The sequence below is a fragment of the Brevibacillus sp. NRRL NRS-603 genome, from assembly GCF_003013445.1.
Taxonomy (GTDB): domain Bacteria; phylum Bacillota; class Bacilli; order Brevibacillales; family Brevibacillaceae; genus Brevibacillus; species Brevibacillus formosus.
Genome location: NZ_PXZN01000180.1, coordinates 1 through 1,083, shown reverse-complemented (window position 1 = coordinate 1,083; position 1,083 = coordinate 1). Strand labels below are relative to the sequence as shown.

Sequence of the window (1,083 nt, the reverse complement as noted above, 5' to 3'; positions counted from 1 at the left end):
CATTCGAGCAAGATTCTGTCGATATAGCGGATGTGGAGCTTGCCGACGGTTGCAGCCTCACGCAAAGCAGTCAAAATCAATTCTTCCTGATAGCCGTCCTGTTCGGTCCACATATGGATGTTCTCCAATTCAAACGGCGCTAGCGGGCGGCCAAATGCCTGCTCAAAACGAGCGTAAATGGCAACAGGTTCGGCATCCAGAGAAACGGCCACTTCCATATAAGGGTCGATGCTTCTCGGGTCTGCTTGCTGCTCCCGCCAGGTGTGGTACAGCTTTTTGTACAGCGGGGTCAAATTGTATTGCTCATGACGCATGCCAGTTTGTGGATCAATAAACTCATCTATCGTAATCCAATCTTCTTTTAATAGCTTTTGAAGAGATTGAATCAATCTCCTGCTCGTCATGGACATGCGTTCCTCCAGCTCAGTTAAGGTCGGGAATCGATTCCCTTCCTGCTGAAAGGACAGCAAATGAATCAGTAGCATCATCTCGTCATCAGTCAATGACATACGCTTATACATTTTCAAAAGAAGGTTTGAGACGGATGTTGCTCCTTCTTGCAACAATTGCAATATATGGGAGTCCATAACGCATATTCACCTCTGGGTTGGAATAACAAGGGAGTGCGTAAAACGCGCTGTCAAACAATAGGAACACCCTGCTGCCCTCTCGCAACAGGGTGTAGATCGTTCATCGATAAAGGAACTCTCTTATGGATAGAGACGATTCAGCATGCGTGGGAATGGAATAGTTTCACGCACATGATCCAGACCACAAATCCATGCAATCGTACGCTCCAGACCCAAACCAAAGCCGGAGTGAGGAACCGTGCCATATTTGCGCAGATCCATATACCAGCGATAAGCCTCTTCCGAAAGCTCATGATCAGCAAAACGTTTCTCCAACAGTTCTGGATCATCAATCCGCTGGCTACCCCCGATGATTTCACCGTAGCCTTCCGGTGCGATCATATCCGCGCACAGAACCACTTCTGGACGTTCAGGGTGTGGCTTCATGTAAAAAGCCTTGATTTCGGTAGGATAATGAGTGATGAAAACAGGCTTGTCAAAGTGATCCGCAATC

The 1,083-nt window shown here is 47.6% G+C and carries 2 protein-coding genes; both read right to left on the bottom strand.

Annotation, left to right across the window (positions count from 1 at the left end):
- Window positions 1-587: DnaD domain-containing protein (locus tag C7R94_RS29765; protein WP_106786055.1), on the bottom strand; the 587-nt coding region annotated here is incomplete at its 3' end.
- 123 nt (window positions 588-710) lie between these two features.
- On the bottom strand, window positions 711-1,083 hold a 373-nt coding region (locus C7R94_RS29760; RefSeq protein ID WP_304533976.1), incomplete at its 5' end, for an amino acid--tRNA ligase-related protein.